The organism is Nocardioides sp. (genome assembly GCF_044226765.1).
Taxonomy (GTDB): domain Bacteria; phylum Actinomycetota; class Actinomycetes; order Propionibacteriales; family Nocardioidaceae; genus Nocardioides.
In genome coordinates this window covers 193246-215441 of sequence record NZ_JBGAGJ010000005.1, presented here as the reverse complement: position 1 = coordinate 215441, position 22196 = coordinate 193246, and the positions used below count along the sequence as shown (strand labels likewise).

Sequence of the window (22196 nt, the reverse complement as noted above, 5' to 3'; positions counted from 1 at the left end):
ATGACGTCCGACCCCCACCCCGACGACAGCGAGCCCACCCCGATCCCGCTGCTGACCCTGCGCGACGGGCTGCCCCCGGTGGTGGACACCGACGCCGCCCTGCGCGACGTGTGCGACCGGCTCGCGGCCGGGTCCGGCCCCGTCGCGATCGACGCCGAGCGGGCGTCGGGCTACCGCTACTCCTCCCGGGCCTACCTGATCCAGCTGCGTCGCGAGGGTGCCGGCACCTTCCTCGTCGACCCGATCCCGTTCGGGTCGTTGCCCCAGCTGCAGGAGGCGCTGGACGGCACCGAGTGGATCCTGCACGCCGCCACCCAGGACCTGCCCTGCCTCGCCGAGGTGGGCCTGCACCCGGCGGCGCTGTTCGACACCGAGCTCGCCGGCCGGCTGCTCGGCTACCCGCGGGTGGGACTGGCGACGCTCGTCGAGAGCCTGCTCGGCGCCCGCCTGGCCAAGGAGCACTCGGCGGTCGACTGGTCGACCCGGCCGCTGCCCGGCCCGTGGCTGGAGTACGCCGCCCTCGACGTCGAGGTGCTCGTCGAACTGCGCGCGCTGCTGCACGCCGAGCTCGTCGCCGCCGGGAAGGACGGGTGGGCCCAGGAGGAGTTCGACCACCTGCGCAGCTTCCAGCCGACGCCACGCGTCGACGCGTGGCGGCGCACCTCCGGGGTCCACCGGGTCAAGGGCCGCCGCGCGCTCGCCGCCGTGCGCGCCCTGTGGGAGGTGCGCGACTCGATCGCCGAGCAGCGCGACGTCACGCCGGGCCGGATCCTCCCGGACTCCGCGATCGTCGCGGCCGCTCAGGAGCTGCCCCTCGACCGCGACACGCTCCTGCGCACGAAGGGCTTCCACGGCCGCGGCGCCGACCGGTACGCCTCGCGCTGGGTCGCGGCACTTCGCGAGGCGGCCGGCCTGCCCGAGGCCGAGCTCCCCACCCGCGCGCCCCGCGGCGACGGGCCGCCGCTCGCCCGCGCCTGGGCGGAGAAGGACCCCGTCGCCGCACGCCGGCTCGCGCTCGCCCGCGACGCCGTCGCCGCCCGCGCGGAGGAGCTCGAGCTGCCGGTCGAGAACCTGCTCACCCCCGACTACCTGCGCCGCACCCTGTGGACCCCGCCGGCCACCCGTGACCCCGAGGCACTGGCCGTCGCGGTCGCGGACCAGCTGGCGGCGTACGGCGCCCGCCCGTGGCAGGTCGACCTCGTCGGGCCGATCCTGGTCGACGCGATCATCGGCGCAGACCAGCCGCCGGAGCCGCCGGAGCCGCCGTCTGAGGGACCTCAGGCCTGAGCGCCTCGGCTGGTCCGGCGGCGGGGCGCGGTTGCCGTTTCACCATGGTCTGCAGATGAACCTGCACCTCCCATGGTGTGCCCGCCGTGGGAAGTGCAGGTTCGGCGACAGACCGTGATGAACCTGCGGCGGTTGAGGCGCGAGAGGCCGCGCGCGAGCAGAGCGCTCGCGACGGGCGACCGGAGCAGGCACCGTCAGGGAAAATCGGAGCGTTGTCGGCACCTGGTGCCGGAAACCCTCCGACTTCTCGCCCGCCGGCGACCGCGACCCGGGAAGCAGCGCTGATCGGAGGCCGCCTTGTCGTCGCTGCCTGTCGATCGCAACCCCGGCGGACCCGCGAGCTGCCGGCAGCGGCCCGGGCGCGGGGGTCTCGACAGCGCCCGACCGCCAGTGGTCAGGCGTCGGCGGGACGCTCGTTGTAGACGCCCGCCTCCTCCTGGCCGGTCAGGGCCGCGATGGCGCGCATCACCTCGTCGGTCACCTCGCGCCGAGCCCTGCCCAGCGGGACGCCGTCGTACCGGCCCACGACCTCGATCGGCTCGCCGAAGCGGACCGTGACCGGGACGACCCGGGGGAGGCGGGCACCGACCGGCTGGAGCCGCTCGGTGCCGGTGAGCCCGACCGGCACGACCGGGACCCCGGCGGTGAGGGCGAGGTGGGCGACGCCGGTGCGGCCGCGGTAGAGCCGGCCGTCGCGGGAGCGGGTCCCCTCGGGGTAGAGGCCGAAGGCCTCGCCGCGGTCGAGCACCGCAAGGGCGGTGTCGAGGCTCGCGATCGCGGCCTTCGGGTCGTCCCGGTCGACCGGCAGCATGCCCATGCCCTCGAACCAGGCCTTCTGCAGCCGGCCGCGCACCCCGCCTCCGGCGAAGTAGTCCGACTTCGCCAGGAAGACCACCTTGCGGGGCGCCACGATCGGGATCACCAGCGAGTCGGCGAAGCTGAGGTGGTTGCTGGCCAGCAGCACCGGTCCGGTGCTGGGCACATTCTCCAGCCCGGTGACCGTCGGCCGCCAGACCGTCCTGGCGAGCGGCGGGACCACCGCGTGCAGCACCGTGTACATGACCACGGCGCCAGTCTCGTGGTTACCGACCGGTCCGCCGAACCGGCGGGGCGGAAATAGGTGAAGGGCCCTCGAAAGTATGAGTTCCAAGGGCCCTTCAGGTGACCGGTACTGGTGACGCTCCCGGTCGACAGCTCTTCCACTCCGGTCCCAGCGGCCCCGTCACCCAGCCGCTGCGCCCTGCTCCGGCAAGCCGGCGCCTGGCGTTCGGACCCTCGTCTCCGAGCTGTCCCGCTCCTCGTTTCCGAAGGGCGTGGGAGAAGTTCTACGCCCGCTCCGGAGCACCGCGCAAGGGTTCTGGCGAACATTCTTCCGGTTCCACCGGAATCGGCCGGTTCGTCCACAGAACCACCCCCGGTCATCCACAGGAAGCGCCGAGATTCCCACAGTTGAGCGGGATTCCGACCGGGCAACATCACCGGGCGACACCACCGGGCGACACCACCGGGCGACACCACCGGGCGACACCACCGGCCGACCCTCGGCCGAAATGGACGAAGGGCCCTCGCGAGTATGAGTCGCAAGGGCCCTTCGAGGCGGCCGGTACTGGTGACGCTCCCAGCCGACAGCTCGTCTCCTCCGGTCCCAACGGCCTCGCCACCCAGCCGCTGCGCCCTGCTCCGACAAGCCGGCGCCTGGCGTTCGGACCCTCGTCTCCGAGCTGTCCCGCTCCCCGTCTCCGGAGGGCGTGGGAGAAGTTGTATGCCTCCGGGCTCCGCGTCCGCAAGGGGTTCGCGGGACATTCCGTCGGTCCCACAGCAGGTGGCCCTTCCGTCCACAGCCGAGGGGCCCGCCCTCCACAGGATCAGGGCCCATGGTCCACAACTTCCGGCCGACCTGTGGAGAAGCGGTCCAGCCCACCGGGTGGCACGATGCCGGGGTGAGCGACCACGCGGAGGACGCCTTCGCTGCCGCCTGGCGGGCCTGGCACGAGGCCCGGGAGCAGCGGCTGCGCGACCCGCGCGGCTGGCTGGCCGTCACCGCCATCCACTGGCTCAGCCGCGCGCCTCGGCGATTCGACGACGCACCCGGCGCCTGGTCCGCCGTCCCGCTCGGGGACGCGGTCGGGGCCACGGTCACCCTGGACGACGGTGAGGAGCTGACCCACGACGGAGCGGTCCTGCGCGCCGGCGCCCACCGCCTGGGCCCACTGGACGAGCGCGGGACGACGCTCGCGTCGGGCGACGCGGTGGTCGAGGTCGCCGAGCGCGACGGCCGCGTCATCGTCCGACCACGGCACCCGGACTCCTCGCACCTGCGCGCCTACCGCGGCACCCCCTGCTACCCGCCGGACCCGGCCTGGGTGCTGCCGGCGCGCTACGCGCCCTACCCCTCGCCGCGCGGCGAGGCCGTCGGGGAGGTGGTCCTCCACCGTGCGGGGAGCGAGCATCGGCTGGTCGCGTGGGACGGGGACCAGGGCTGCCTGTGGATCCTCTTCCGCGACCAGACGTCGGGCGTGACGACGTACGCCGCCAACCGCCAGCTGCTGACCGACCCGCCGACACCCGACGGGCACGTCGTGCTCGACCTCAACCGGGCGACCAACATGCCGTGTGCCTACACCGACTTCGCCACCTGCCCGGTCGCGCCGGCGACCAACGTGCTCCCCTTCGCGGTGGAGGCCGGCGAGCAGATGCCGCTCCTGCGCCCCTGAGCGCGGACGGGAGGAAACTCGCGCGACAGCCGTCGGCGCCGGGCGGCAGAGTGACCGGTGATGTTCGCCGCCCTGCTCCGTCACGCGCGACCACCCTCACCTCTCGCGGGTCGGCTCGCCGTGCAGTCCTTGCTGTTCGCTCTCGGCGAGGGCACCTTCATGACCGGCTCGGCGGTGTTCTTCACCCAGATCGTCGGGCTCTCGGCCGCCCAGGTGGGCCTCGGCCTGACCATCGCCGGGGCCGCGGCGTTCCTCGCGGCGCTGCCGGCCGGCAAGCTCGTCGACCGCTTCGGGCCGAAGCGGATGTGGTCGGTCAGCGCGCTCGGGCAGTCGGCGATGTTCGCCTTCTGGCCGTTCGTCGGCGACTTCCACGGCTACGTGCTGATGGCGGTAGGGATGGAGGTGCTCGGGGCCCTCGGCGGTGCGGCGCACGGTGCGTACACGATCGACGTGCTGCCGCCCGACGAGCGGGTGCACTCGCGCGCCTACATGTACTCGGCGCTCAACCTCGGGTTCACCCTCGGCTCGCTGATCGGGGGCGTCGCGCTGGCGTTCCACTCCGACACGCTCCTGCACTCGCTGCCCTGGTTCACCGCCGCCGTCTTCCTCGTCAACGCCCTGGCGATCACGCGGCTGCCGCGCGCCTCGCACGACGAGCGCACCCCGGAGGACCGCAAGGTCAAGGTCCCCGGCCCCGGGCCGATGCGCAACGTGGGCTGGCTGCTGTCGACCTTCTTCATCGGCGTCTTCTGGACCAACCAGGTGCTGCTCAACATCGTGATCCCCCTGTGGCTGGTCGAGGAGACCGACGCCCCGCGGGTGCTGCTGGCGTTCCTCTTCGGGACCAACACGGTGATGTGCATCTTCCTGCCGATGGCCGCGGCCCGTGGGGTCCGCGACGTGCCGACCGCGCTCAGGGCGATCCACATCTCGTCGACCTTCTTCGTGGTCTCCTGCCTGATCACCCTGGCCACCCACGACACCCTCGGCTGGACGACGATCGCGCTGGTCTGGCTGGGCCACGTGACGGTGACCGGGGCGGAGCTCTACCTGTCCGCCGCGACCTGGGCGTTCGAGGCCGAGCTCATGGACCCGCGGCGGCGTGGCGCCTACCAGGGCGCAGCAGAGCTGAGCAGCACGCTGGGCAAGGTGTGGGCGCCGGCGGTCTACACCTTCCTCGCGATGAGCTGGGGCGCCGGCGGCTGGCTGGTGATCGCCGGGATCATCGTGCTCGCGACCGTCGCCATCCACCCCTCGACCCGGCTCGCGCGGCAGTTCCTGGAGCGGCACGTCCCCGCCGAGGTGCTGGCCGACGCCCGGATCTCCGAGCCCGTGGCCGAGGACGGTCTCGCGGTCGGGCCGCCGTCCCTGATCGACGCCGACGACCCGGTCCCGGGCCCTACCGGGCGGTGAGCTGCTCGACCGCGGCGGCGACCTCGAGGAGGAACCGGTCGCGGCCGTGGGCGGCGACCAGCTGCAGCCCGACGGGCAGGCCGTCGCGGGTCCGCCCGAAGGGCACCGAGATCGCGGGGCAGCCGGTGACGGTGATGAGGTACGCCGCGCGCATCCAGTCCAGGTAGGACGACATCGGCCGCCCGTTGATCGCCGACGGGTACTCCTGTTCCACCGGGAACGGCGGCACCTGCGAGACCGGGAGCACCAGCACGTCGTACCGCTCGAAGAACCGCCGCATCCGGTCCGACAGCGCGGTGCGCTGCGCGTAGGCCCGGGCGACGTCGGCCCCCGTCAGGCCGGCACCGGCGCGGATGTTGTCGGCCAGGGACGGCTTGAGGTCGTCGGGGTGTGCCTCGAGCAGCGCGCCGAAGGCCGCCTGGAACAGCCAGGCGCGCAGCGTCCGGAAGGTGTCGTCGGCCTCGGCCAGGTCGGGGTGGTCGTCGACGACGGCGGCACCGGCCTCGGAGAGCACCGGACCCGAGGAGCGGACGACCCCGGCCACCTCGTGGTCGACCTCGAAGGCACCGCCGAGGTCGACCGAGAGCGCCACCCGCAGCCCCGCCACCGAGCCGGAGACCGGCGGCGCGAACGCCGTCCCGGGGTCACCCAGCGCCTGCGGCGACCGCGGGTCCGGGCCGGCGATGACGGAGAGGAGCAGGGCGAGGTCGCCCACGTCGCGGGCCATCGGGCCGCTGACCGCCGTGGTCTCCCACAGGTTGTCGGTGGGCCAGGTCGGCACCCGGCCCAGGGAGGGGCGCAGGCCGACGACGCCGCAGAACGACGCCGGGTTGCGCAGCGACCCGCCCATGTCCGAGCCGTCCGCGAGAGGCACCATGCCGGCGGCCAGCGCGCAGGCCGCTCCCCCGCTCGAGCCGCCGGCGGAGCGGGACGGGTCGACCGGGTTGCGGGTCAGGCCGAAGGTCCGGTTGAAGGTGTGGGAGCCGGCCGCGAACTCGGGCACGTTGGTCCGACCGACCACCACGACCCCGGCCCGGCGGATGCGCTCGACGACGAGGTCGTCGGCGTCCGGGACGTGCTCGGCGAACAGCGGCGACCCGTAGGTCGTGCGCCACCCGGCGACGTCGTGGGTGTCCTTGAACGCGAACGGCAGGCCGTGCAGGGGCCCCACCTCCGCGCCCGCGGCGAGCCGCTCGTCGGCGGCGAGGGCAGACGCCCGCGCACGCTCCTCGTCCAGCGAGACGATCGCGTTGAGCTCGGGGTTGCGCTCGGCGATGCGGGCCAGGTGCAGCTCGAGCAGCTCTCGCGCCGAGATCTCCCGCCGGCGTACAGCGGCCGCCTGGTCGCGCGCGGTCGACCCGACGGTGAGGTCGCTCATGCCGGGCCTCCGCCGGCCGGCGGTGAGTGATCCACCGGATCCGTCGCGCAGGAGGTGGGCAGCTCACCGCCACCCGGGGTCAGCGCGGGGCGGCGGTGAGTGATCCACCGAATCCGTCGCGCAGGAGGTGGACAGCTCACCGCTGCCCGGCGCCGCAGGCTCACCGGCGGCGCCCGAGGACCGCACCGGCGGCGACGCCGAGCAGCACCAGCCCCGCGCCGACCGCGACACCGGTGTAGAAGTCGCCGCGGCCGCCGGGCACCCGGCCGGGCACCGCGTCGCGGTAGTACACCGGCATCTCCTGGCTCGGCGCCGGCGCACCGGTCCCAGCCTCGGCGACGGGCGCCGGGCCCTGGGCCGGACCTTGGGCGATCGCCTCGGCGACGTTGCCGAAGAACTCGCCGGCCATCCGTCGCGACACGCTGGTGAGCATCCGCTGGCCGACCCCGCCGACCATGCCACCCACGATCGCGTCCGCCTCGTAGTCGACCTTGGTCAGCCCGGCGTCGGCCTCCCCGAACCACACGCGCACGGTCGCGTCGACGGTGCCGGGCGCACCGGCGCCGCGCAGGCTCATGACGAGCGACTCGTGCTCGTGCAGGTCCGAGAGGGTGCACGAGCCCTCGTAGGTCCCCTTGATCGACGCGACGCCGGCGGTGACCGTCATGTCGTAGGCGTGGGTGTCGGTCTCGACGAGCCGCTCGCAGCCGGGGATGGTCGCGACCAGGACCCGCGGGTCGAGCAGCGAGTCCCACACCCGCTCGACCGGGAACGGCACGACGTTGGAGCCGGTGATCTTCATGGACGGCCGCCTTTCGACACGGGTGGTTCCGAGGCTCGCGGCGCTCGCACCTCAACCACCGTGCGCCAGTCGGAGGTGGAAGAGCTCGGACGGGGAGATCGGCATCGCGGTGATCCCGAAGTCGGGCACCGCCACCCGCTCGGCGTCCTCGATCGCCGCCGCGAACACGGCGGCCGACGGGATCACGCCGGCCTCGCCCGCGCCCTTGATGCCCAGCGGGTTCAGCGGCGACGGCGTCTCGAGGTGGTCGACGTCGATGCCGTCGGGCACCTCGGTGACGTAGGGCATCAGGAAGTCCATGAACGAGGCGTTGAGCAGCTGGCCGGACTCGTCGTACGCCATCCGCTCGTAGAGGGCTCCCCCGACGCCCTGGGCGACGCCGCCGTGGATCTGGCCCTCGACGATCATCGGGTTGATCAGGGTGCCGCAGTCGTGGACGACGGCGTACCTGAGGATCGAGATCTCCGCAGTCTCGGGGTCGGTCTCGACGATGACGGCGTGCATGCCGGACGCGAACGTGGCCCGCTCGGGAGAGTAGAAGTCCTTGCCCTCCAGCCCCGGCTCGTCGTCCTCGGCGACCGGCGGCTTGCCCGGGTCGCCGACGGAGAACTGGGTCGCGGCCTTGGACGCCTCGTCGAAGGCGTAGCGCAGCGGGTTGGAGAGCACCGACACGGTGCCGAGGTCGATGGACGTGCCCGGCGACCCCTTCACCGACACGACCCCGTCGACGATCTGCAGGTCGTCCTCGGAGGCCTCGAGCGCCTCGGCGGCGATCCGCAGCACCTTCTCCTTGGTGCGCTTGGCGGCCAGGTGGATCGCCGAGCCGCTCATGACAGCGGCCCGCGAGGCGAAGGTGCCGACGGCGTACGGCATCCGGCGGGTGTCGCCGGTGACGACCTCGACGTCCTCGAACCGGACGCCGAGCTCGTCGGCGACCAGCTGCGCGAAGACCGTCTGGTGCCCCTGACCCTGCGTGGTCAGCCCGGTCGCGACCTTCACCTTGCCGGTGGTCTCGACGTGCACGTGGGCGCCCTCGTAGGGGCCGACGCCGGTGCCCTCGACGTAGCAGGCCAGCCCGATGCCGACCCGGCGCCCCGCTGCTGCCATCTCCTGCTGGTACGCCGGGAACCCGTCCCACCCGACCAGCGCCTTGATCTTCTCCAGCATCGCCGGGTAGTCGCCGGAGTCGTACTCCAGCTCGCGGCCGTCCTGGAAGACCAGGCCCTGGTCGTAGGGGAACTCGTCGGGCTGGATGAAGTTGACCGCGCGCACCTCGGTGCGGTCCCGGCCGAGGTAGGTGGCGATCGCGTCCATCGTCCGCTCCATCGCGTAGCACCCCTGCGGCCGCCCGGCGCCGCGGTAGGGGGTGACCATCACCGTGTTGGTGTAGAGCGACTCGAACACGACCCGGTAGCTCTGCGGCTTGTAGGGGCCGAGCAGCTGGGTGGAGGTGATGATCGGGACGATCAGGCCGTACGGCGTGTACGCGCCGTGGTCGTGCCAGATCTCGACGTCGAGGCCCAGCAGCCGGCCGTCGTCGTCGAACCCGACCTCGACGTGCTGCACCTGGCCGCGCTCGTGCGCGGAGGAGATGAAGTGCTCGCGCCGGTCCTCGGTGAACTTCACCGTGCGGCCCAGGGCCCGGGCCGCCATCGGCACGAGCAGCTCCTCGGGCCACGGGTGGTTGATCTTCACCCCGAACCCGCCGCCGACGTCGGGGGTGACCACGTCGACCTGACCGAGGTCGAGACCCATCTTGACCGCGACGGCGGCCCGCACGCCGGTGGAGGTCTGCGTGGACGTCCACACGACCAGCCGGCCCAGGTCGGCGTCCCACCGCGCCACCGTCCCCCGGCCCTCCAGGGGTGTGCAGGCGCTGCGCTCGACGGTCAGGTCGAGCGCGAGCCGGTGCGGCGCCGCGGCGATCGCCGCCGGCGCGTCACCGACGGCCTGCTCGAGCCGAGCGCCGACGTTGCCCGGGACGTCCTCGTGCACCAGGTGCCGGGCGGCGCGGGCCGCCTCGAGGCCCACCACGGGCGGCAGCGGCTCGAGGTCGACGCGGATCCGCGAGACGGCGTCCTCGGCGACGTACCGGTCGTCGGCGACGACGAACGCGATCGCCTCGCCGACGTAGTTCACCTCGTCCTTCGCCAGCGCGTACTGGGTGCGCCCGTGGGTGAGTGCCGGATGCGGGATCAGCAGCGGCAGCGGCTCGGCCATCGGACCGGTCAGGTCGTCGTAGGTGTAGACGGCGTGGACGCCCTCGACGTCGAGGACGCCGGAGACGTCGATGTCGCGGATCCGTGCGTGGGCGTGCGGCGAGCGCAGCACGGCGGCGTGCAGGGTGGTGGCGTCGAGGGCGAGGTCGTCGAGGTAGCGGCCCGCGCCACGCAGGAAGCGGTCGTCCTCGACCCGCGGGACCTTCTGGCCCACCAGGCGGGTGCTCATGGGCGGTCCCGCTGCAGCTCGGCCGCACGCTCCACGGCCGCGACGATGTTCTGGTAGCCGGTGCAGCGGCACAGGTTGCCGGCGACCATCTCGCGGGCCTCCTCGTGGGTCGGACGGGGGTTGTCGCGCAACCCGGCGGTGACGGTGGTGAGGAACCCCGGCGTGCAGAACCCGCACTGCAGGCCGTGGCACTCCGCGAACGCCTGCTGCACCGGCGAGAGGGCGCCGTCGTCCGCGGCGAGCCCCTCCACTGTCGTGATCGCCAGCCCCTCGGAGGCGACCGCGAGCATCAGGCAGGCGCGCGCGGGCGCTCCGTCGACCAGGACCGTGCAGGCGCCGCAGACCCCGTGCTCGCAGCCGACGTGGGTGCCGGTCAGGCCGAGGTCGTGGCGCAGCGCGTCGGACAGCAGGCGGCGCGCGGGCACGCGGACGTCGTACGTCGTGCCGTTGACCGTCAGCCGGACGTCGTGCTGCTCCTCGCTCATCGCATGTCTTTCGGTTGTCGAGCTTGTCGCGACACCCGCGCCCTGCCTACCACGCGGCGGGTCAGCACCCGCACGAGCTGGGCGCGGTACGCCGCGGTCGCGTGGATGTCGTCAGCAGGGTCCAGGTGCTCGAGCGCCGCCTCACCGAGGTCGTCGTCGGCGACACCGGTCAGGTCGACGACGGTGGGCACGTCGGCGACCGAGAGGTAGCCGACCCGCACCCGGTCGTCCTCCACGAGCGCGGCGGCACCGACCAACGCGTAGTCACCGTGGCGCCGGGAGACCTCGTCGAAGGCGACGCTGGCACCGGCGGGCAGGGCCGGGAACCACGCCGACACCGCGATCTCGTCGGCGCGGACCGACGACTCCAGCGGGCCGACGTACAGCTGGTCGGCCGGGATCGTCCGTCGCCCGCTCGGCCCCTCGACGTCGAGGGACCCGCCGAGGAGGGTCAGCACCACGGGCATCTCCGCGGCCGCGTCGGCGTGGACGAGCGACCCGACGGTGGTGCCGCGGTTGCGGATCGTCGCGTGGGCGACGTGGGCCAGCGCCATCGGGACCAGCGGCTGCACCCGGCGCACGTCGTCGGAGGCGAGGACCGCCGCGTGCCGGGCGAGCGCGCCGACCCGGACGCCGGCGTCGTCGACCTCGACGGCGTCCAGGCCGGGCACCCCGTTGATGTCCACGAGCACCGATGGCGCCGCCAGCCGCATCGAGAGCAGCGGGACCAGGCTCTGCCCGCCGGCGAGCACCTTGGCCCCGGGCTCGCCGGCCAGGGTCGCGACCGCCTCGGCGAGCGACCCCGGTCGGCGGTAGGCGAACGGTGCTGGCTTCACGCGGCCGTCTTCACAGGACCTTCGTGACGTCGTCGGCCCCGACGTGGTGGTCCGGTCGTCGGTGTCCGCGGTTGACGATGTGGAAGTAGACGATCACGAGGATGGTGCCGAGGGCGATGCCGCTCAGCTCGAAGTCATCGGTGATCTGGAGGGTCACGCCGCCGATGCCGGCGATGATGCCCGCGGAGAGACCGACCAGGTTGACCGGGTCGCCGAAGTCGACGCCGTTCTCGACCCAGATCTTGGCGCCCACCAGGCCGATCATGCCGTAGAGGATCACGGTGATGCCGCCGAGGACGCCGCCCGGTGTCGCGCTGACGACCTGGCCGAACTTCGGGCAGAGCCCGAGCAGGATCGCGACCGCAGCCGCCACGTAGTAGGCCGCGGTCGAGTAGACCCGCGTCGCACCCATGACGCCGATGTTCTCGGCGTACGTCGTCGTCGGCGAGCCCCCGAACGCGCTCGCCAGCGCGGTCGCCACACCGTCGGCGCCGATCGCGCGACCCATGTAGGGGTCGAGGTCGTCACCGGTCATCTCGGCGACCGCCTTGACGTGGCCGGTGTTCTCGGCGATCAGGGCGATCACGCCGGGCAGCACCAGGAGGATGAACGTGAGCGAGAAGCTCGGGGAGTGCACGACGCTGACACCGTCGCTCAGCGTGCCGCTGGGCAGACCGACCCAGTCCGCCGCCTTGACGCCGGCCCAGGAGATGCGGTCGTGGTCGATCTCCTTGCCGTTGCTCGAGCCGGTGATCGAGTGGATCTGGCCGAAGACCGCGTCGAAGAGCCAGGACACCAGGTAGCCGAAGATCAGCGCCAGGAAGACCGCGATGCGCGACCAGAAGCCCGGGAGGAGGGTGGCGGCGAAGACCAGGAAGGTGGCGGTCAGGAGCGCGACCCACTGGTCCTGCGGCCAGTAGATGTTGGCGACGACCGGCGCCAGGTTGAAGCCGATCAGCATGACCACGGCGCCGGTGACCGCGGGGGGCAGCACCTTGTGGATCGCGCCGGTGCCCGAGAAGTGGACCAGGACGCCGACCGCGGCGAGCACCAGGCCGCAGACCAGGATCGAGCCGGTGACGTCGGCCGAGTCACCGCCCTGCGCGCGGATGGCCGCGACGCCGGCGACGAACGAGGCACTGGTGCCGAGGTAGCTCGGCACCTTGTTCTGGGTGACGAGCAGGAACAGGATCGTGCAGATCCCGGAGAACAGGATCGCCAGGTTGGGGTCCAGGCCCATGACGAGCGGGAAGACGAAGGTCGCCCCGAACATCGCCACGACATGCTGCGCGCCGATCCCGATCGTCTTGCCCCAGGGCAGCCGCTGGTTGGGCGCCACCGGTTGCCCGGGACCGGGATCGACCATCTGCCAGTTGAACATCGACATGAGACGCACCCTCTCGCTTGCGGGACCGAGCCCCGAGTGGCCACAAGTTAGTGATGCCTATGACACACCCACGAGAGCGACATCTGCCGAAGCAGCGCCGGACCGGCTGGCACGTGTTGTGGGCGCGAGTCGGGTGGGGTCGTCAGGGGAAATGTGCAGGACACGCCGTGCCCACCGGCGTGTCCTGCACATTTCCCCGGTCGACCGGCGAAACGAGCAGCCTCAGCCCACCACCTCCCGCACCCGCAGCGCGACGGCGACGTCGAGGCGCAGGTGCGGGTCGGTGGACAGCGGGCCGAGGAGGCGCTCGAGCTTGGCGACCCGGTAGCGCATCGTGTTGTAGTGGAAGAACTGCACGCGCGCGGCCTCGGCCACGTTGAAGTTGGTGTCGAGGAGGACCTGCAGGGTCTCGCGGAGGTCGGCGGCCTCGGTGGTGTCGTCGGCGAGCGGCCCCAGCACGTCGCGCACGAAGGAGCGCAGCTCGCCGTCGGGCTCCGGCCCGTCGGGCACCAGGGCGATGAGCCGGTGCAGCCCCAGCTGGTCGAAGAACGTCGTCGACCCGGCCCCGTGCACGCGGCGGCCGACGTCGACCGCGCGCCGCGCCTGGGCGTACGCCGCGGGCAGCTGGTCGACCGACGGCGCCATCCGGCTCACCCCGACCGAGAAGGGCCGGCGCCCGCCACCCTTGTCACCGGCGACGGCGGTCACCACGCGACGCACCACGCCGTGCCCGGCGACCGGCTCCTCGTCCCCGTCGACGACGGGGAGCAGCGCCACCACCTCCGAGGAGAAGTCGACGGCCGGGGTGCCGGGCGCCACGGCGGCGGTCACCTGCCGCCACGCCGCGGCGAACCGCTCCTGCCACTGCCGCCGCTGCGTCCCCGACGCCGGCTCGTCACCCGGGTCGATCTCGGCGACCACCACGACGACCGGTCGCTCGAGGTCCCAGCCGAAGGTCGCCGCGTGCTCGCCGACGTACGCCGGGTCGGCCGCGCGCCGCAGCAGGAGGTCGCGCAGGAAGTCGCCCTGGTACTTGCTCTCGACGGCCGTGACCGCCTCCTCGCGCGTGATGAGCAGGGCGGCGACCGCGGCTGCCCGCTCCAGCGCGTGCACGTCGTCCGGGGTCAGCGGTCCGTCCAGACGCAGGCACAGCAGCCGGGCCAGGTCGGCGCCGCCCGCCGCCACCCGCAGCCCCCGCACCTGGCCGGCACCGACCGCCGGGGCCTCGGCGACCACCCGCTCGACCCGCAGCCGGCCGGTGGGGTCGACCAGCCCGGAGCCGGCGAGCAGCTCCCGGGCCTGCGCGGTCAGCGCGGCGGCCCGCTCGCGTCCGTCGGTGGAGGTGAAGGCGACCCCGACCCCGAGCACGCGCGCCACCTCGGCCGCGATCCCGTCGAGGTTGCCGCCCTCGAGCACGATCTGGGTGAGCGCGGTGTGCAGCGCGTCCACCCGCGCGAGGGCAGCGCTGGCGAGCTCCTCCCGGTCCCCGGTGATCAACTCTTGCGCTCCTCCGGCCGTCTCGCTGGCAGAACCTGACATCGGCAAACCGTAATCCGCCCGGCTAGCGTCGGCCAGGTGATCCCCGTCAGCGCGCCGCCCCGGGTGCACCGCCGGCTGCACGCCGCCGACGACGGACCGGTGCCCGTGGTCCACCGCGGCCGCGACGCCGTGTACGTCGACGTCGCGGGCCGCTGCGTCGCCGTGCTCGGACGGCGGGCGACCGCCGTGCCGTGCGGGGTGCGGTCCGGGCTGGACGTCCTGCCGGACGTCGGCCGGGCCCACGTCGCGGGCGGGGTGCTGCACCTCGACGGTGAGCCGGTCGCCGTCGGCCGGCTGCACGACGTGACCGTGCCCCGCCTCCCCCGGCGCTCCCGGTCCGCTGCCCCACCCCCGGGCGACGTGACCGGCACGATCGGCAGCGGCGGGGGCCTGACGCCGTACCAGGACGACGTGGTCTGCGGCTGGCTCGCCGCCCACCGGGCGGCGGGAGTGCCGACGCCGGCGGTGGACGCGGCGGTCCGACGCTCGCTGCACCGCACGACGCTGCTGTCCGCGACGCTGCTCGAGTGCGCGCTGCTCGGCGAGGTCCTGCCCGAGCTCGCGGCCTGGCTGGCCGACCCGACCGACGACGAGGCGGCCGACCGGCTCCTCGCGGTCGGCCACTCGTCGGGCCGGGGGCTGCTCGAGGGTGCTCGGGCCGCGCTGCGGACCCTCGGACCCGCGGCGGTGGCGGCGTGACCCACACCCACGTGGAGATCCGTCCCGGCGCCTACGCCGACTCGGTGACGCTGCTGCAGGTCAGCCGCGCCGTCCAGGGCCTCGACGGGGTCCGGGCCGCCCAGGTCGCGATGGCGACGCCGCTCAATGTCGAGGTGCTGACCGGCATGGGGTTCGAGGTCCCCGAGGAGACGACCGCCAACGACCTGGTCGTGGCGCTGCGGCTGGACGCCCCTGACCTGCTGGCCGGCGCGCTGGCGGGCGTCGACGACGCCCTGCGCGGTGCCGGCCGCCGCGAGACCGGCGCCACCACCGAGGTGCCGCCGCGGACCACCCGCAGCGCCCACCGCCGCACCCCCGACGCGGTCACGCTGGTCTCCGTGCCCGGCGCGAGCGCGTTCGTGGAGGCGGTCGACGCCCTCGAGGCCGGCCACGACGTGATGGTGTTCAGCGACCATGTGCCGGTGTGGCAGGAGGTCGCGCTCAAGCGCCTCGCGGCCGAGCACGGACTGCTGGTCATGGGCCCCGACTGCGGCACTGCCGTCGTCGGCGGCCTCGGACTCGGCTTCGCCAACGTCGTCGCCCCCGGCCCGGTCGGCGTCGTCGCCGCGTCGGGCACCGGGTGCCAGCAGGTGCTCGCGCTCCTCGACCACGCCGGCGTCGGGGTCTCCTCCGCGCTCGGCGTCGGTGGCCGCGACCTGTCGTCGGACGTGGGCGGGCTGGCCACCCTCGAGGCGCTGCGCCGGCTCGACGCGGACCCGTCGGTCGAGCTGGTCGTGCTGGTCTCCAAGCCGCCGGCAGACGAGGTCGCCGCCACCGTGGAGGCGTACGCCGGCAGCCTGGCCACCCCGGTCGAGCAGGCCCTCCTCGGGCCCGGCCGGCCCGACCTCACCGCCGCGACCGAGGCCGTGCTGCGCCGCCTCGGCGTCGACGTGCCGGCGTGGCCGGTGGTGGGCGAGGTGCGCGCGTCCCGCGGCCCGGGTGCGGTGCGCGGCCTCTTCGTGGGCGGCACCCTCGCGGCCGAGGCACGGGTCATCGCGGGCGGGGACGGCGACCACACGTTCGTCGACTTCGGCGACGACGACTACACGGCCGGCCGGGCGCACCCGATGATCGACCCGTCCATCCGCCTCGAGCACCTGGCCCGGGCGGCCGCCGACCCCGGGACCGCCGTGCTCCTCCTCGACGTCGTGCTCGGTCACGGCGCCGAGCCGGACCCCGCTGCGGCGCTGGCGCCGGCCCTGAGCGGGCTGGACCTACCGGTCGTCGTCACGGTGGTGGGCACGAGCGCGGACCCGCAGCACCGGACCCGTCAGGTCCAGGCGCTGGTCGACGCCGGCGCCGAGGTGCACCTGTCCAGCGCCGGCGCCACCCGGCGCGCGCTCGCCCTCTGCCGGTCGACCAGCGCAGGAGGTCCGCGATGAGCACCCCGGACGCCGTCGTGACCGTCGGCGCGGACCTGCTCGCCGACGCGGTCGCCGACCAGGCCGTGCCGGTCACCCGGGTCGACTGGCGACCGCCGATGCCCGGCACCGAGGACGACCTCGCCGTCGTCGCCGCCGACCCGCGCCGACGGGAGGCGAACGAGCGCGCGCTGGCCGCGGTCCTCGAGGTGACCGCGACCCTCGTCGACGTCGCGCCCGCCTCGGAGGTGCTGGGCCTGCAGCCCGGCGAGTTCCTGCACGCCGGGCCGCCGATCACGTGGGAGCGCGCGTCCGGCCCCCTGCGCGGCGCGCTCATGGGCGGCGCGGCGCTCGAGGGCCTGGTCGACGACCCGGAGGACGCCGAACCCCTCTTCGAGGCGGGCACGTCGGTCAGCCTCGAGCCGTGCCACCACCGCTCCGCCGTCGGGCCGATGGCCGGCGTGGTGACCCCGAGCATGTGGATGTTCGTGCTCGAGGACCGGGCCTCCGGCCGGCGCACGTACTGCTCGCTCAACGAGGGCCTGGGCAAGGTGCTGCGCTACGGCGCCTACGGGCCCGAGGTGCTCGACCGACTGCGCTGGATGGGTGACGTGCTCGGCCCGCTCCTGCAGTCGGCCGTCCGGTCCGTGCGGGACGACCGGGGGCCGGTCGACGTGACCGGCATCCTCACCCAGATGCTCCAGATGGGCGACGAGGCCCACAACCGCAACCGCGCCGGCACGCTGATGCTGCTGCGCGACCTCTCCCCCGCGCTGGTCCTCGGCACCCGACGGGGCGCGGACCCGGCCGACGTCGCCGAGGTGCTGCGCTTCGTCGGCGGCAACGACCACTTCTTCCTCAACCTCGCGATGCCCGCCTGCAAGCTCGCCCTCGACGCCGCTCGCGGCACCGAGGGCTCGACGATGGTCGTCGCGATGGCCCGCAACGGCACCGACTTCGGCATCCAGGTCGCCGGCACCGGCGACGAGTGGTTCACCGGCCCGGCCCAGCTGGCCGACGGCCTCTTCCTCGGCGACTACGGGCCCGACGACGCGAACCCCGACATCGGCGACTCGGCCATCACCGAGACGGCGGGCATCGGCGGGTTCGCGATGGCCACGGCCCCGGCGATCGTGCGCTTCGTCGGAGGCTCGGTGCCCGACGCGCTCGCGACCACCCGCCGGATGCACGAGATCACCCTGGGCGAGAACCCCCGCTGGTCGGTGCCCGCGCTGGAGTTCCAGGGCACGCCGACCGGCATCGACGTCGGCCTGGTCTGCCGGACCGGCATCCTGCCGCAGATCAACACCGGCATGGCCGGCAAGGTGGCCGGCGTCGGTCAGGTCGGGGCCGGCCTGGTGACCCCGCCGGCGGAGATCTTCCCGCGGGCGCTCGCGCGGCTCGCCGAGCTGGCGCGTCCGTTCACGGGCGCCACAGCGCCCGCCTGATGTCCACCGTGCCGGTCGGTCGCAACGGGGTGCCCTCCTCGAGGTAGTGCTGGCGCGCCTCGCCCTGGTGGCTGGGCGGCAGCGAGCCGTCCGCCCGCACGACCCGCCACCACGGCACCGGCCCACCGTGCGCGGCCAGCACCGACCCGACCAGGCGCGGGCCACCGCCACCGAGCCGAGCGCCCACCACCTCCGCGATCGCGCCATAGGTCGTCACGCGTCCCCGCGGCACCCGCTCGACGCAGGCGAGCACCTGCTCGACGTACTCCTCGTGGTCCAGGCTCACCGCTGACCCCCACCGGACCCGAGTGCGATCGTCGCCACCACGGTCGCGACGCACGCCGCGGTGACGCCGAGCAGCCAGATCCCCGGCTGCTCGGGCTCGCCGTGGAGGACCCGGACGGCAGCGAACGTCGCCGGCACCACCAGCAGCACGACGGCTCCCCGGGGCACCCACCGCCGCAGCGTGGCGGCGTCGAGCGGCATCGCCGGCGGTCCGTACGACGCCAGCAGCGCCGCCAGGTGCGCGGCGACCAGCGCGACGGCGGCGAGCACCGCCCAGCCGGGTACGCCCTGGTCGAGCCCGATCGTCCACCACACCAGCACCACCAGCCCGATCCCGGCCAGGACCGGCGAGTCGGGCGCGGCCACCGCCGCCCCGGTCCCGGCCACGACGGCCAGCACGAGCCACCACGGCGGCCAGTGCCCGGCCGGGCCGGTCGCGAGCAGGGCGAGCACGGGCCCGACGGCGACGACCGCCCGCAGGAGGAGCTGGGAACGCGAGATCACCGGCCCACCACCCGGGGCAGCTGGGACCGGCGGGCCAGGCGTCGCATCACGTCGTCCAGGGTGCCCGGCCCCCGCCAGGCGACCACGGGGCAGCCGAGTGCCGCGAGCCGGTCGAGCACCACCGACCGCTCCAGCAGCCGCATCCGCCACGCGAGGTCGGCCACCCGAGGATCGACACCCTGCGGCACCGCGGGCCGCACGTCGGCGGGCAGCGTGTCGACCACCAGCACGGCGACCCCGCGTCGGGTCAGCGCCGCAGCCACGGTGCCGACCGGCTCCGCGAGCACCGGCGAGAGGACGACCACCACGGCCCCGCCGGTGACGCCGAGCTGGAGGACGCCCGAGTCGGGCTCCGAGACCTCCCCGACCGAGACGGTGGCGAGCCGGTCCTGGATCCGGCGCAGGTGGCGGGCACCCGCGCCGTACCCGACCTGCTCACGGCCGCGGCCGACCACCCGCAGCGCGACCCGGTCGCCGCTGCGCACGTGGTGCTCCGCGATCGCGGCGGCGGCGCGCACGGTCAGGTCCATGCTGCTCGGCGGGCCGTCGACGCCACCGGAGATCCCGTGGTCGGCGAGCGCGTCGACCACCAGCAGCACCCCGGTGTCCTCCTCGGCGCGCGTGGTGACCACGTGCAGGGCCCCGGTGCGCAGGGACACCCGCCAGTTGATCCGGCGCAGCCGGTCACCGGCGAGGAAGGGCCGGATGCCGGCGAGCTCGGTGCCGCTCCCGGTGCGTCGTGAGCGGTGCGCCCCGACCAGGCCCAGTGGTTGGGGCGCCTCGGACCGTGAGTCGTAGGGCGTGGTCGCCGGGAGCACCCGCACCGGCTGCCCACCGAGCACCACCGGCCCGAGACGGAACCCCGCCCAGGGCGAGTGCAGCGCCACCTTCTCCTCGCCGAGCAGCCGCCGGCCCCAGCGGCGGGGGCTGAGCTCCACCGCGGGTGCGCCCTGCTCGGCGAGCCCGCCGACCTGGCCGTCGTCGGGCCGCACCGAGACGTGCGCCGGCCGGGCGGAGGCCCGCGTCACGTGCTCGACGTCCTCGGCGTCGGTGAGCGTGAGCCGGGAGGTGGTGCCGACCCCCTCGCGCAGCACCACGTGGTCGAGCCGGGTGTCGAGCCGCGGCGTGCGGGTGGGCCGGTGCGCCAGGGTCACGGCGGCGAGCACGACGAACGGCGCGGCCAGCACGACCAGCACCGGGTCGCCGGCGACCAGGCCGAGGACGAGCCCGACGCCCCCGAGCACGAGGGCGCGCCCCAGCGCAGCGGTGGGCGCCCAGGCGGTCATCGCGACCGGCTCATCGGTTGAGGGTCGCCGGGGTCGGGACCTGCGTGAGCACGGCGTCGACGACGCTGCGCCCGCTGGTGTCGGTCATCCAGAGCTCGGGCCGGACCGTGATCCGGTGGCTGAGCACCGACCGGGCGACCGCCTTGACGTCCTCGGGCACCACGTAGTCGCGACCGCGCAGCAGCGCGAAGGCGCGCGCGGCGAGCACCAGGCCGAGCGACCCGCGCGGCGAGGCCCCGGTCAGCACGTCCGGATGGGTGCGGGTGGCGACGGCGAGGTCGACGCAGTAGCGGCCGACGCTCTCGTCGACGGTGACGGTCTCGACCGCGGCCTGGAGGGCGAGCAGGCCGGGGCCGTCGGTCACCTGCTCGAGGTCGACCTCCTCGCGACGGCGCTCCAGCCGCCGGGCGAGCACGTCGTACTCCTCACCCGAGGACGGGTAGCCGAAACCGACCCGCAGGAGGAACCGGTCGAGCTGGGCCTCCGGGAGGGGGAAGGTGCCCTCGTACTCGATGGGGTTGGCGGTGGCCAGGACGTGGAACGGCTCGCGCAGGGGGAAGGTCTCCCCCTCCACCGTGACCTGGTGCTCCTGCATGGCCTCCAGCAGCGCCGCCTGGGTCTTGGGGGGTGTCCGGTTGATCTCGTCGGCCAGCAGCAGCCCGGTGAACAGCGGACCACGCCGGAACTCGAACTCGCCGCGTCGCTGGTCGTAGACGAAGGAGCCGGTCAGGTCGGCCGGGAGCAGGTCCGGGGTGAACTGCGCCCGGGTGAACTCGATCCCCAGCGCCCGCGCGAACGAGCGCGCGGCCAACGTCTTGCCGAGGCCGGGGTAGTCCTCGAGCAGCACGTGGCCCTTGGCCAGGACCGCGGCGAGCACCTGCATCAGCGCCCCGCGCTTGCCGACGACGGCCTTCTCGACCTCGTCGAGCACCCGGCCGGCGAGCACGGACGCCTCGGCGACGGTCAGTTCCACGGGGTCAGCCATTCACAGCTCCTCGATCCGGGTCAGGCAGCGGTCGATCTCGGACGGCTCCAGCCGGCGCGGTGGGCCCGCGAGGACCGCCAGCAGCTCGTCACCCAGCAGCTCGGCCGCGCGCGGGTCGGCCCGGGTGATGCCGTGCCGCTGGCGCAGCACCTGGTCGGCCAGGACGCCGAGGCGGTCCCGCAGCGCGGTGTCGCCCGACCGGGCCGACAGGTGCCCCTCGAGCACGCCGACGAGCCGGGCCAGGCGCGGGTCACCGGCGACGCGCGACAGCGGCTGGTCGGTCTCCAGCGCCCACGACGGACCCGGGTCGGACAGCGTGTCGAGCACCAGCCCGAGCACCGCGACGCAGGTGGCGACCAGGAGCGCGAGGCGGAGGGCGTCGGGGCCGGCCTCGGCGGCCGTGAGGACGACCTCGAGGCAGACGAACGCCAGGGCACCGCCGGCCAGGCGGCGCCACCAGCGACCGGCGTTCACGCCGACGCTCCGGTCGCGGCGCCGATCGTGCGGTGACCGATCGTGCGGTGACCGATCGTGCGGTGGATGGTGTCCAGCGCCGCCACCGCCTCCGCACGGTGCGCCTCGGTCAGCTCGTGCTCGGAGAAACGGGCCTCCCGGTAGAGCTCGCCGAGACGGGAGACCGCGGGCTGGTGGGCGTCGACGAGGTCCAGGACGCGCATCGTGAACTCCGAGGACGTCTCCCACGGCCGGCGCGCCAGCCCCGCCGCGGCGGCCTGCGTCTCGAACCGGTGCCAGCAGGCGACGACGGCGTTGCGGGGCGACCCGTCCGCCTCCAGCTCCTCGCGCTGGGCGCCGGCGTCGGCGAGCATCGCCCGCGCCACGGCCCGGGCCGAGCCCAGGACGTCGAAGTCCTCCTCACCCGCCTCCACCCGCCGGCGCCGCTGCCGGCGGTCCCGGCGGAGGCGGACACCGGCGCGGGTCAGCGGCAGGACCACGAACCGCAGCAGCAGCCACCCCACGACGACCGCCGCGGCCAGGTTGAGCAGGAGCGCCGCGGTCCGCACCCAGCCCGGCGGGTGGTGCGCCGCGGCCTCCTGGCCGGGCAGGAGCGGCCCCGTCGCCGCGCTGGCACTGGCGGTGTCCGTCGGGGTGCCGACCGGCGAGGGTCCGGTCCCCGTGAGCACGTCGGCCGGACCGATCGACGCGGCCCAGGCGGCGAGCAGCACCACCACCAGGGCGGTCGCGACCACGGCGGCCACCGCCACCGCCCCCGACCGCCGAGCTGTCATGCCCGGCAAACTACCCGAGGAAGCCGGCGGCCCCGCCCGCTCGGGACGGGGCCGTCGGGAGCTCCCTCGTG

20 protein-coding genes are annotated in these 22196 nt (G+C 74.4%); 6 read left to right on the top strand and 14 right to left on the bottom strand.

Annotated features, from left to right (window positions below; all coding sequences use genetic code 11):
- Entirely contained in the window at window positions 1–1287 is a 1287-nt protein-coding gene (locus tag ACILRH_RS13125; protein ID WP_395693948.1) for a ribonuclease D, read from the top strand.
- A 394-nt stretch (window positions 1288–1681) separates the two neighbouring features.
- Here the strand turns inward: ACILRH_RS13125 and ACILRH_RS13120 are convergent, their stop codons facing one another.
- Entirely contained in the window at window positions 1682–2347 is a 666-nt protein-coding gene (locus ACILRH_RS13120; protein WP_395694128.1) for a lysophospholipid acyltransferase family protein, read from the bottom strand.
- An 880-nt stretch (window positions 2348–3227) separates the two neighbouring features.
- On the opposite strand from ACILRH_RS13120, the gene ACILRH_RS13115 reads away from it, so the two are divergent.
- Together ACILRH_RS13115 and ACILRH_RS13110 are read left to right on the top strand one after the other, a co-directional pair.
- A complete protein-coding gene (locus ACILRH_RS13115; RefSeq protein WP_395693946.1) occupies window positions 3228–4001 on the top strand; it encodes a DUF1684 domain-containing protein in 774 nt (257 codons plus the stop codon).
- 60 nt (window positions 4002–4061) lie between these two features.
- Window positions 4062–5414: an MFS transporter gene (locus ACILRH_RS13110; RefSeq protein ID WP_395693944.1), complete on the top strand. Its 1353-nt coding sequence runs from the start codon at window positions 4062–4064 to the stop codon at window positions 5412–5414.
- On the opposite strand, the gene ACILRH_RS13105 is transcribed toward ACILRH_RS13110, so the two are convergent.
- From ACILRH_RS13105 to ACILRH_RS13075, 7 genes are all read right to left on the bottom strand, one after another.
- Entirely contained in the window at window positions 5401–6792 is a 1392-nt protein-coding gene (locus tag ACILRH_RS13105) for an amidase (protein ID WP_395693943.1), read from the bottom strand. The genes ACILRH_RS13110 and ACILRH_RS13105 overlap by 14 nt on opposite strands.
- A 160-nt stretch (window positions 6793–6952) precedes the next feature.
- Window positions 6953–7594 carry a carbon monoxide dehydrogenase subunit G gene (locus ACILRH_RS13100; protein WP_395693941.1) on the bottom strand — a complete coding sequence of 214 codons (642 nt, stop codon included), beginning with the start codon at window positions 7592–7594 and terminating at the stop codon, window positions 6953–6955.
- A gap of 51 nt (window positions 7595–7645) precedes the next feature.
- A complete protein-coding gene (gene cutA / locus ACILRH_RS13095; protein WP_395693939.1) occupies window positions 7646–10042 on the bottom strand; it encodes an aerobic carbon-monoxide dehydrogenase large subunit in 2397 nt (798 codons plus the stop codon).
- Window positions 10039–10527, bottom strand: coding sequence for a (2Fe-2S)-binding protein (locus ACILRH_RS13090; protein WP_395693937.1), 489 nt, complete (start codon window positions 10525–10527; stop codon window positions 10039–10041). The genes cutA and ACILRH_RS13090 overlap by 4 nt, the downstream gene beginning before the upstream one ends.
- Window positions 10524–11363, bottom strand: coding sequence for an FAD binding domain-containing protein (locus ACILRH_RS13085; RefSeq protein ID WP_395693936.1), 840 nt, complete (start codon window positions 11361–11363; stop codon window positions 10524–10526). The genes ACILRH_RS13090 and ACILRH_RS13085 overlap by 4 nt, the downstream gene beginning before the upstream one ends.
- Window positions 11364–11373: 10 nt before the next feature.
- Window positions 11374–12750: a uracil-xanthine permease family protein gene (locus ACILRH_RS13080; protein ID WP_395693934.1), complete on the bottom strand. Its 1377-nt coding sequence runs from the start codon at window positions 12748–12750 to the stop codon at window positions 11374–11376.
- Window positions 12751–12972: 222 nt separating this feature from the next.
- On the bottom strand, window positions 12973–14247 hold the full coding sequence (locus ACILRH_RS13075) for a PucR family transcriptional regulator (RefSeq protein WP_395693932.1): 1275 nt from the start codon (window positions 14245–14247) through the stop codon (window positions 12973–12975).
- A 78-nt stretch (window positions 14248–14325) separates the two neighbouring features.
- On the opposite strand from ACILRH_RS13075, the gene ACILRH_RS13070 reads away from it, so the two are divergent.
- Genes ACILRH_RS13070 through ACILRH_RS13060 form a run of 3 tightly spaced genes read left to right on the top strand, consistent with a single transcriptional unit; the run spans window position 14326 to window position 17818 of the window.
- Entirely contained in the window at window positions 14326–14988 is a 663-nt protein-coding gene (locus ACILRH_RS13070) for a DUF2877 domain-containing protein (RefSeq protein ID WP_395693930.1), read from the top strand.
- Window positions 14985–16391 (top strand): FdrA family protein, encoded by a 1407-nt coding sequence (locus ACILRH_RS13065; protein WP_395693929.1) that lies wholly within the window; start codon window positions 14985–14987, stop codon window positions 16389–16391. Before ACILRH_RS13070 ends, ACILRH_RS13065 begins: the two co-directional genes overlap by 4 nt.
- Window positions 16388–17818: a DUF1116 domain-containing protein gene (locus ACILRH_RS13060; protein ID WP_395693927.1), complete on the top strand. Its 1431-nt coding sequence runs from the start codon at window positions 16388–16390 to the stop codon at window positions 17816–17818. The genes ACILRH_RS13065 and ACILRH_RS13060 overlap by 4 nt, the downstream gene beginning before the upstream one ends.
- On the opposite strand, the gene ACILRH_RS13055 is transcribed toward ACILRH_RS13060, so the two are convergent.
- From ACILRH_RS13055 to ACILRH_RS13030, 6 genes are read right to left on the bottom strand one after another with little or no spacing between them, the layout of a single operon-like run.
- Complete coding sequence (locus ACILRH_RS13055) at window positions 17793–18104, bottom strand: MGMT family protein (RefSeq protein ID WP_395693925.1); 312 nt, start codon at window positions 18102–18104, stop codon at window positions 17793–17795. The genes ACILRH_RS13060 and ACILRH_RS13055 overlap by 26 nt on opposite strands.
- Window positions 18101–18607, bottom strand: coding sequence for a hypothetical protein (locus tag ACILRH_RS13050; RefSeq protein ID WP_395693923.1), 507 nt, complete (start codon window positions 18605–18607; stop codon window positions 18101–18103). Before ACILRH_RS13050 ends, ACILRH_RS13055 begins: the two co-directional genes overlap by 4 nt.
- The gene (locus ACILRH_RS13045) at window positions 18604–19893 is read right to left on the bottom strand and encodes a DUF58 domain-containing protein (protein WP_395693921.1); all 1290 of its coding nucleotides are present in this window, start codon (window positions 19891–19893) and stop codon (window positions 18604–18606) included. Before ACILRH_RS13045 ends, ACILRH_RS13050 begins: the two co-directional genes overlap by 4 nt.
- A gap of 10 nt (window positions 19894–19903) precedes the next feature.
- Complete coding sequence (locus ACILRH_RS13040) at window positions 19904–20878, bottom strand: AAA family ATPase (RefSeq protein ID WP_395693919.1); 975 nt, start codon at window positions 20876–20878, stop codon at window positions 19904–19906.
- A complete protein-coding gene (locus ACILRH_RS13035) occupies window positions 20879–21352 on the bottom strand; it encodes a hypothetical protein (RefSeq protein ID WP_395693918.1) in 474 nt (157 codons plus the stop codon). It abuts the gene before it with no gap.
- Window positions 21349–22125: a DUF4129 domain-containing protein gene (locus ACILRH_RS13030; protein WP_395693916.1), complete on the bottom strand. Its 777-nt coding sequence runs from the start codon at window positions 22123–22125 to the stop codon at window positions 21349–21351. Before ACILRH_RS13030 ends, ACILRH_RS13035 begins: the two co-directional genes overlap by 4 nt.
- Window positions 22126–22196 lie beyond the last annotated feature (71 nt).

Excerpts from the sequence above, each read along its gene's own strand:
- ACILRH_RS13110 (WP_395693944.1), top strand. The coding sequence starts at position 4,062 with ATGTTCGCCGCCCTGCTCCGTCACGCGCGACCACCCTCACCTCTCGCG.
- ACILRH_RS13105 (WP_395693943.1), bottom strand. The coding sequence starts at position 6,792 with ATGAGCGACCTCACCGTCGGGTCGACCGCGCGCGACCAGGCGGCCGCT.
- ACILRH_RS13040 (WP_395693919.1), bottom strand. The coding sequence starts at position 20,878 with ATGGCTGACCCCGTGGAACTGACCGTCGCCGAGGCGTCCGTGCTCGCC.
- ACILRH_RS13045 (WP_395693921.1), bottom strand. The coding sequence starts at position 19,893 with ATGACCGCCTGGGCGCCCACCGCTGCGCTGGGGCGCGCCCTCGTGCTC.
- ACILRH_RS13125 (WP_395693948.1), top strand. The coding sequence starts at position 1 with ATGACGTCCGACCCCCACCCCGACGACAGCGAGCCCACCCCGATCCCG.
- ACILRH_RS13100 (WP_395693941.1), bottom strand. The coding sequence starts at position 7,594 with ATGAAGATCACCGGCTCCAACGTCGTGCCGTTCCCGGTCGAGCGGGTG.
- ACILRH_RS13080 (WP_395693934.1), bottom strand. The coding sequence starts at position 12,750 with ATGTCGATGTTCAACTGGCAGATGGTCGATCCCGGTCCCGGGCAACCG.
- ACILRH_RS13120 (WP_395694128.1), bottom strand. The coding sequence starts at position 2,347 with ATGTACACGGTGCTGCACGCGGTGGTCCCGCCGCTCGCCAGGACGGTC.
- ACILRH_RS13060 (WP_395693927.1), top strand. The coding sequence starts at position 16,388 with ATGAGCACCCCGGACGCCGTCGTGACCGTCGGCGCGGACCTGCTCGCC.
- cutA (WP_395693939.1), bottom strand. The coding sequence starts at position 10,042 with ATGAGCACCCGCCTGGTGGGCCAGAAGGTCCCGCGGGTCGAGGACGAC.
- ACILRH_RS13090 (WP_395693937.1), bottom strand. The coding sequence starts at position 10,527 with ATGAGCGAGGAGCAGCACGACGTCCGGCTGACGGTCAACGGCACGACG.
- ACILRH_RS13030 (WP_395693916.1), bottom strand. The coding sequence starts at position 22,125 with ATGACAGCTCGGCGGTCGGGGGCGGTGGCGGTGGCCGCCGTGGTCGCG.